This window comes from Kitasatospora sp. NPDC056800, from assembly GCF_042789775.1.
In the GTDB taxonomy this organism is placed as follows: domain Bacteria; phylum Actinomycetota; class Actinomycetes; order Streptomycetales; family Streptomycetaceae; genus Kitasatospora.
On record NZ_JBHUAL010000301.1, the window covers coordinates 1 to 8,033 of the forward strand.

The 8,033-nt window shown below is 73.8% G+C and carries 7 protein-coding genes; 6 read left to right on the forward strand and 1 reads right to left on the reverse strand.

Annotated features, from left to right (window positions below; genetic code table 11):
• The 4 genes from ACFRQN_RS38605 to ACFRQN_RS38620 all read left to right on the forward strand — a co-directional run.
• On the forward strand, positions 1 to 3,274 hold a 3,274-nt coding region (locus tag ACFRQN_RS38605; RefSeq protein WP_380745269.1), incomplete at its 5' end, for an amino acid adenylation domain-containing protein.
• Positions 3,268 to 4,086 (forward strand): ABC transporter permease, encoded by an 819-nt coding sequence (locus tag ACFRQN_RS38610; RefSeq protein ID WP_049649277.1) that lies wholly within the window; start codon positions 3,268 to 3,270, stop codon positions 4,084 to 4,086. The genes ACFRQN_RS38605 and ACFRQN_RS38610, both read left to right, overlap by 7 nt.
• 56 nt (positions 4,087 to 4,142) lie before the next feature.
• Positions 4,143 to 5,396 (forward strand): cytochrome P450, encoded by a 1,254-nt coding sequence (locus ACFRQN_RS38615; RefSeq protein WP_049649278.1) that lies wholly within the window; start codon positions 4,143 to 4,145, stop codon positions 5,394 to 5,396.
• Positions 5,397 to 5,477: 81 nt separating this feature from the next.
• Positions 5,478 to 6,419, forward strand: a complete 942-nt coding sequence (locus ACFRQN_RS38620; RefSeq protein WP_380745271.1) for an ATP-binding cassette domain-containing protein — start codon at positions 5,478 to 5,480, stop codon at positions 6,417 to 6,419.
• Between the two features lie 117 nt (positions 6,420 to 6,536).
• Here the strand turns inward: ACFRQN_RS38620 and ACFRQN_RS38625 are convergent, their stop codons facing one another.
• Positions 6,537 to 6,731, reverse strand: a complete 195-nt coding sequence (locus ACFRQN_RS38625) for a hypothetical protein (protein WP_049649282.1) — start codon at positions 6,729 to 6,731, stop codon at positions 6,537 to 6,539.
• A gap of 251 nt (positions 6,732 to 6,982) precedes the next feature.
• On the opposite strand from ACFRQN_RS38625, the gene ACFRQN_RS38630 reads away from it, so the two are divergent.
• Together ACFRQN_RS38630 and ACFRQN_RS38635 are read left to right on the forward strand one after the other, a co-directional pair.
• Positions 6,983 to 7,339 (forward strand): hypothetical protein, encoded by a 357-nt coding sequence (locus ACFRQN_RS38630; RefSeq protein WP_380745274.1) that lies wholly within the window; start codon positions 6,983 to 6,985, stop codon positions 7,337 to 7,339.
• A gap of 142 nt (positions 7,340 to 7,481) precedes the next feature.
• Complete coding sequence (locus tag ACFRQN_RS38635) at positions 7,482 to 7,910, forward strand: hypothetical protein (protein ID WP_049649284.1); 429 nt, start codon at positions 7,482 to 7,484, stop codon at positions 7,908 to 7,910.
• Positions 7,911 to 8,033 lie beyond the last annotated feature (123 nt).

Consider the following 8,033-nt stretch of genomic DNA (forward strand, 5'->3'; position numbering starts at 1 on the left):
CCTCCAGGCCGCCCTCGCCGCCCTCCTCACCCGCCTCGGCGCCGGCCACGACATCCCCATCGGCTCCCCCATCGCCGGACGCACCGACGACGCCACCGAAGACCTCGTCGGCTGCTTCATGAACACCCTCGTCCTGCACACCGACACCACCGGCGACCCCGCCTTCACCCAACTCCTCGACCGCGCCCGGGAAACCGCCCTCAAGGCCTACGAACACCAGGACATCCCCTTCGAACGACTCGTCGAAGTCCTCGACCCCGCACGCTCCATGGGCCGCAACCCGCTCTTCCAGGTCATGCTGGTCCTCCAGAACAACACCCAACCGTCCCTGGACCTCCCGGGGTTGACGGCGACGGAGCAGCCGGTCGGGGCGGACGGCGCCAAGTTCGACCTGTCCCTGGCCGTCACCGAGCGCCGCCGCCAGGACGACTCCGCGAGCGGTTCCCCCAGCGACTCCACGGGCGACGCCACGGGCGACTCCGCGGCCGGTCTCGTCGGCACCCTGGAGTACAACGCCGACGTGTTCGAGCCGGCCACCGCAGAGGCCCTGGCCGCCCGCCTGGTCCGGTTGCTCGACCAGGTCGCCCGCGACCCGCGGACGCCGCTGTCCCGGCTGGACGTCCTCACTCCGGAGGAGCACCGGCAGGTCCTCACCGAGTGGAACGACACCGTGGCCGACGACGCTTCTCCCGCCGGCACCGCCACCACCGTCGTCGCCCTCTTCGAGGCCCAGGCCGCCCGCACCCCCGAGGCCGTCGCCGTCCTCACCGACACCACCGCCCTCACCTACGCCGAGCTCGACGCCCGGGCCAACCGGCTCGCCCGCCACCTGGTCGACCGCGGGGTCGTCCCGGACCGGCCGGTGGCCCTGTCGCTGCCCCGGACGGCGGAGATGGTGGTGGCGCAGCTGGCCGTCCTGAAGAGCGGCGCCGCCTACCTGCCGGTCGACCCGGCGCTCCCGGCCGACCGCGTCCGGCTGATGCTCGACGACGCCGCGCCCGTCCTCCTGCTGACCGAACTCGCCATCGCCGCACGGCTTCCGCGCACCGGCGTGCCCACGGTCGTGCTGGACGACCCCGAGGTCGACGCCGCGCTGGCCGCCCTCGACGGCCGGCCGCTGACCGACGCCGAGCGGGCCGCCCCGCTGCACGGCTCCCGGCTGGCCTACCTGCTCTTCACCTCCGGCTCCACCGGGCGGCCCAAGGGCGTCATGGTCGAGCACCGGTCGCTGCTGAACCTGCTGGTGTCCACCCGGGAGCGCTTCCCGCTGGAGGCCCACGACCGGCTGCTGGCCGTCACCACCTGGTCCTTCGACATCTCCGGCCTGGAGGTCTACCTGCCGCTGCTGTCCGGCGCCGGGCTGGTCGTCGGCGCGGAGGGCGTCGCCCTGGACCCGGCCGCGCTGGCCGCCTCCCTCGAACGCGACGGCATCACGATCATGCAGGCGACCCCGGCGCTCTGGCAGGAACTCGTGCTCCACCGCCCCGAGTCGGTGCGCGGCCTGCGCGTCCTGATCGGCGGTGAGGCGGTCCCGCCCGCCCTGGCCGACGCCCTGGCCGCCCGGGCCGACACCGTCACCAACCTGTACGGGCCGACCGAGACCACCATCTGGTCCACGGCGGCCGGGCTGGCGGGCGACGGGGTCGTGACGCTGGGCCGCCCGATCCGCAACACCCGGGCGTACGTGCTGGACGACGGACTGCGGCCGGTGCCCCCGGGCGTGGCCGGAGAGCTGTACCTGGCCGGTGCCGGACTCGCCCGCGGCTACGCCGGACGACCCGGCCTCACCGCCACCCGCTTCCTCGCCTGCCCGTTCGCACCCGGCGAGCGCATGTACCGCACCGGCGACCTCGTCCGCTGGACCCCCGACGGCCGACTCCTCTACCTCGGCCGCGCCGACACCCAGGTCAAGATCCGCGGCTTCCGCGTCGAACCCGGCGAGATCGAAGCCGTCCTCACCACCCACCCCACCGTCCGCACCGCCGTCGCCGTCGCCCGCACCGACGGCCCCGCCGGCCCCACCCTCGTCGCCTACGTCACCCCCACCCCCGGCACCGCCCCCGACCCCGCCGCCCTGCGCGACCACACCGCCGACCACCTGCCCGGGTACATGGTCCCCGGCGCGGTCGTGGTGCTCGACGAACTCCCGCTCAACCCCAACGGCAAGATCGACCGCAACCGCCTCCCCGCCCCCGACTTCACCCCCGCCGCCGCGCGCCGCCCCCGCAACCCCGTCGAGGAGGCCCTCGGCGCGCTCTTCGCCGAGGTCCTCGGCCTCCCCGAGGTCGGCATCGACGACAGCTTCTTCGACCTCGGCGGCCACTCGCTCCTGGCGGTCCGGCTGGTCGGCCGGGCCCAGTCGGCCGGCCTCCGGCTGGCGGTGGCGGACGTCGTCCTGCACCGCACCGTCGCGGAACTGGCCAAGCGGGCCCGCCCGACCGCCTCCGCCGAACAGTCCGCGGACGCGTTCGCGCCCGTCCTGCCGATCCGGCCGGACGGCGACGCGCCCCCGCTGTTCCTGGTGCACAGCGGACTCGGCTTCAGCCTGCCCTACCTGGGCCTGGCCCGGTACCTCGATCCGCGCTACCCGCTGTACGGCCTCCAGTCGCCCGCGCTGGACGCCGCCGCCCCGCTGCCCGAGTCCATCCGGTCGGTGGCCGAGGACTACGTCCGGACCATCCGGCGGCTGCGGCCGCACGGCCCGTACCGGCTGCTCGGCTGGTCCTACGGCGGCGTGCTCGCCCACGAGATCGCCGTCCGGCTCCAGGAGGCCGGCGAACAGGTCGACTTCCTGGCCGACCTGGACGGCTACCCCGGCCGCACCGGCCGCGACGAGAGCGGCCAGGACGACCGCGAACTCCTGCTGCGCGCCCTGGAGGCGCTCGGCCACCGGCGCGACGAGCTGGCCGGCCCCGGCCGCACCCGCGCCGCCCTGCTCGACCTGCTGCGGCGCGAGGCCGGCCCGCTGGCCGACCTCGACGAGGAGTCGCTGCTGCGGCTGCTGCGGCTGTCGCGCCACCACGGCGCGCTGATGGAGCGCTTCACCCCCGGCCGGTTCACCGGGGACCTCCACCTGTTCGCGGCCGCCGAGGAGTGGACCGCGGACCAACTCGCCGACCAGACCGGCCGATGGGAGCAGCACGTGAACGGACGGGTGGTCGTCCACCGGATCGCCGCCGGCCACGAGTACCTGATGCACGCCGGGCCGCAGGCCGTCATCGGACGGCTCGTCGACGCCGAGCTGCGCCGCCTGGACGGGAGCCCGGAATGCTGACCGCCGTCACCCCCCGCCCCCGCTCGGCGCCGCTGGCCCTGCTCCTCGAATCCGTCACCGTCGCCGGACGGCGCCTGCGGCGGCTGCGCCGGGCACCCGGGCGGCTGATCGGCATCGTGATGAACCCGCTCATCTCGATGATCGTGCTCGGCTACCTGTTCCAGGGCTCGCTGTCCTTCTCCGGCCGCGGCAGCTACCAGGAGTACATCTTCGCGGGCGCGGCCGCCCAGGTCGGCCTGGCCGGGATCGGCCCGACCGCGGTCGCCGTCGCGGCGGACCTGCGCGGCGGCCTGGTCGACCGGTTCCGCAGCATGCCGATCTCCAGACCGGCCGTGCTGGTCGGCCACACCCTCGGCGACCTGGTCGTCGGGCTGATCGGCCTGGCCGTGGTCACGGCGGCCGGCCTGGCGTTCGGCTGGCGCCCGCACAGCGGCGTGCTGCCCTTCCTCGCCGGACTCGCCCTGCTCACCGCCTTCATGTACGCGATGCTCTGGGTCGGCCTGATGCTCGGGATGTTCTCCCGCACCATGGAGACCATCAACGTCGTCGCCGGGCTGGTCACCGTCCTGCTGACCTTCCTCTCCAACGCCTTCCAGTCCGTCGACCGGCTGCCAGGGTGGCTGCGGCTGGTCGCCGAGTGGAACCCGGTCAGCGCCGTGGTGACGGCCCTGCGGCGGCTGTGGGGCAACCCGGACGCGGCCGGCAGCGCCGCCACCCCGAGCCTCTCGCTCACCATCGCCGCCTCGCTCGGGACCGTCTTCGTCGTCACCGTCCTGCTGAGCCTGCGCCGCTACCGGTCCGCGGTCTCCTGACCCCGCCGTCCCGGCGCCGTCCTCCTGACCCGCCCCCGTCACAGAAACGGCCGACCATGCCCCTCCAGCCCCCGACGGTCGACGGAGCCTCCCCGCCCGTCGACCTGGCCACCGTCGACCTCGCCACGATCGACCTCACCGACCCGCACACCTACCTCGACCTCGACGTCCGCGCGATGTGGGCCCGGTTCCGCGCCGAACAGCCCGTCCACCTGCACCCGGCGACCGACCAGGGCCCGCCGTTCTGGGCGGTCTCCCGCCACGCCGACGTGCTCGCCGTCTACCGCGACAACAAGCGGTTCACCTCCGAACGCGGCAACGTGCTCGCCACCCTGCTGCAGGGCGAGGACTCCGCCTCCCGCCGGATGCTCGCCGTCACCGACGGGCCGCGGCACCGGGAGATCCGTAACCTGATGCTCCGGTCCTTCTCGCCCCGGGTGCTGGCCCCGGTGGTGGCCGGCGTGCACGAGCGGACCGCCGCGCTGCTCCAGGAGGGCCTGGCCCGCGGCTCCTTCGACTTCGTCACCGACCTCGCCGACCACATCCCGATCAACACCATCGGCGACCTGATGGGCGTCCCGGTCGAGGACCGCGAGCGCCTCGTCCACTGGAACACCCAGACCCTCTCCCGCACCAGCGCCGAGCACACCGCGACCGAGGAGTGGCTGGCCCGCAACGAGATCCTGCTCTACTTCTCCGACCTCGCCGCCAAGCGGCGCAAGCACCCCGGCGACGACGTGATCAGCGCCCTGGCGACCGGCACCGTCGACGGCGAGCCGCTGAGCCAGGAGGAGGTCGTCTTCAACTGCTACAGCCTGATCCTCGGCGGCGACGAGTCCAGCCGGATGTCCTCCATCGGCGCGCTCATCGCCCTCTCCCGGCACCCCGAGCAGTGGCGGGCGCTGAAGGACGGCTCGGTCGGGCTGGAGCCGGCCGTGGAGGAGGTCATGCGCTGGACCACCCCGGCCATGCACTTCGGCCGGCGCGCCCTGACCGACGTCGAACTCGGCGACCGGACGATCCGGGCCGGCGACGTCGTGACGCTCTGGAACAGCTCGGCCAACTTCGACGAGGAGGTCTTCGACCAGCCGAACCGCTTCGACCTGGCCCGCACCCCGAACAAGCACGTCGCCTTCGGCTACGGCCCGCACTTCTGCCTGGGCGCCTTCCTCGGCCGGACCCACGTCGAGGCGATGCTCGCCGCCCTGCGCGGCACCGTCGGCGGGATCGAGCTGCTCGGCGAACCGGTCCGGCTCTACTCCAACTTCGTCCACGGCTACAGCAGCCTCCCCGTCCGCCTCACCGCCTGACCCTCCCTCCCCTTGCTCCCCCGCCCCTCCTCCCTTGCCCCTCCTGCCTCGCCCCTCCTCGCCACCGACCGGGAGCCCCACATGGACATGGCCATCCGCGCCGAGGGCCTGCACAAGCGCCACCGGGACGTCGTGGCGATCGCCGACATCCACCTCGGCGTCCGGACCGGCACCGTCCTCGGCCTGCTCGGACCGAACGGCGCCGGCAAGACGACCACCGTGCAGATCCTCACCACCCTCACCACCCCGGACGGCGGCCACGCCGAGGTGGCCGGCTACGACGTCGTCCGCCAACCGCACGAGGTCCGGCGCCGGATCGGACTGGCCGGCCAGTACACCGCCGTGGACGAGGTCCTGACCGGCCGCGAGAACCTCGTCCTGCTCGGCACCCTGCTCCACCTCGGCCGCCGCGAGGCCCGCCGCCGGGCCGACGAACTCCTGGAACGCTTCCGCCTCGCGGACGCCGCCCACCGCCCCGCCCGCGCCTACTCCGGCGGCATGCGCCGCCGCCTCGACCTCGCCAGCTGCCTGATCACCGCACCCCCGGTGCTCTTCCTCGACGAACCCACCACCGGCCTCGACCCGGTGAGCCGGATGGAACTCTGGGGCCAGGTCCGCGAACTCGTCGACGGCGGCACCACGGTGCTCCTCACCACCCAGTACCTGGAGGAGGCCGACTACCTGGCCGACCAGATCGTGGTCGTCGACTCCGGCCGCGTCATCGCCGACGGCACCCCCGACGAACTGAAGCGCAAGGTCGGCAGCGAATGGCTGGAGCTGACCGTCGCCTCCCCCGCCGACGTCACCCCGGCCCTCGCCGCCCTCCGCCCCGCCCTCACCGCCGAACCCACCGTCGACACCCAGAAGGGCCGACTCTCCATCCCCCTCGACGACGGCCTCAACGACATCGCCACCATCGCCGCCGTCCTGCGCCGCGCCGACATCCCCGTCGCCGACTTCACCATGCGCCGCCCCACCCTCGACGACGTCTTCGCCCACCTCACCGGCCACCCCACCCCCTGACCACCCCGACTCGGGCACTACTCCGCCTCGGGCACCCCCCGGTGGATCTCGCTGATCACCGCCACGGTGGGTGTGGTCGGTCCACACGTCCGCCTGCGGGATGTCGGGGCTGCGGAGCTACGGGGCCAGGTCGACGGCCAGGCAGTTGTAGAAGGTCCAGGAGCGCTCGGGGTCGTGGGCGGTGTTCGCCGCGCCGCCCGGGCCGGTTGCCGCCTCCTCGGTCATGTCCTCGAAGCGGATGCGCTCGGGAAGGGTTCCGTAGCGTGCGTGCCGCGCTTCGGCGGCGGGATCGACTGCGGGCCGCTCGGCCATGGCCACTCTCCTCATCGGCGATCGCGGGCGGCGCCTTCGCGGCGCCGGAGGCGGCTTTCAGGGTGCATTCCATTCCGTCACCTGTCAAGGCGGTGACGAGAACGTGCCCATCACTCCCGCCTGCGCGCGCTTGGCCGATTCTGCCCTCGCGGCGCTTTGTTGAAGATGCAATGATCTTCCCTCGACCCGGAACCGCCCGACGAGCCACCGGCCGATCCGGCAGTTCCCTCCCACCCGAGAAGGCGGATCGCATGTTCACACCCGAGACGAAACTCCGCGGCGCAGCCGTCACCGCCGCCCTGGCCACGGCCCTGGTCGGCCTCGGCGCCGGGACGGCCGGCGCCGCGGGCTGGCCGCCCCTGCAGCCGGGCGCGCGCCTCTACTCCTCCACCTACGGGCAGGGGTTCGCCACCACCGTCGACCTCACCGACCTCGGCACCTGCCACACCCTGTGGCCCGGCGCCCGCTCGGTGCAGATCGCCAACGGGGGCGCCACGCTGGCGCTGTACGCCGAGGCCGACTGCAACGGCCCCGGGTGGCTCAGCGGAACGCTGGCCCAGGCCAACCTCCCGCGGACCGCCCTGAGCTACCGGGTCCTCCAGGCGTAACACCTCCCGGCGCGGCGCCCTCCCCCTCGGGCGCCGCGCCCACGCATATCCTCGTTTCGTCACCCCTTTGACAGGTGACGCAAGCGCGTGGAAACCTGTCGTCACCGGCTGGAGCAGTTACTTACCGATGAGGACACCCACCATGGCAGTCGTACGCTTCCATCTCGTCTCCACGCTCGGCACGGAGGACGTCCTGGCGGTGCTGACCGACTTCGGCCCCTCCCGCGCCGAGGCCTGGCCGACGATCGACGCCGAACACTTCGAGGTCCACGCGCTCGGCGACACCTGGGCCGAGGTCACCGAGGGAACCGCCGCCGCCTGGGAGCGCGCCCGCTACGAGTGGGAGCCGGGCGGCCGCACCGTCACCGTCACCACCCTCGACTCCAAGCTCTTCGGCCCGGGCGGCGGCTGGGTCTTCCGGATGACCCCCGAGGGCGACGGAACCCGGGTCGACGTCCAGCTGACGCGGCAGCCGAGCACCCTCAAGGGCAGGATGCTCGCCGCGCTGCTCCCCGTCGCCGCTCCGCCGGCCCTGCGCAAGTCCTTCGCGGGGCCGCTGCGGGTCCGGTGATCCACCGCACGGACTGATCCACTCCCGAAAGGGGCCGACAGCACCCGCTGTCGGCCCCTTCGCCATCCCCCGCCCGCCCCCGCACGACGTGCGAAGGCCCGGCCCGCGCCGTCGGGCGCGGGC